This is a genomic window from Bacillus sp. mrc49, from assembly GCF_002803435.1.
Genome location: NZ_PHNG01000374.1, coordinates 1 through 324, shown reverse-complemented (window position 1 = coordinate 324; position 324 = coordinate 1). Strand labels below are relative to the sequence as shown.

At 51.5% G+C, this 324-nt stretch carries 1 rRNA gene; it reads right to left on the bottom strand.

The annotated features are described in order from the left end of the window. A 23S ribosomal RNA gene (locus CVN76_RS02380) occupies positions 1-324 on the bottom strand; the annotation flags it as partial.

The following is a 324-nucleotide window of genomic DNA, read 5'->3' as shown; positions in this document are numbered from 1 at the left end:
TCAGGATCTATTTCACTCCCCTTCCGGGGTGCTTTTCACCTTTCCCTCACGGTACTGGTTCACTATCGGTCACTAGGGAGTATTTAGCCTTGGGAGATGGTCCTCCCTGCTTCCGACGGGATTTCTCGTGTCCCGCCGTACTCAGGATCCACTCAGGAGGGAACGAAGTTTCAACTACAGGGTTTTTACCTTCTTTGCCGGACCTTTCCAGATCGCTTCATTTACCCCGTTCCTTTGTAACTCCATGTTGAGTGTCCTACAACCCCAAGAGGCAAGCCTCTTGGTTTGGGCTAATTCCGTTTCGCTCGCCGCTACTCAGGAAAT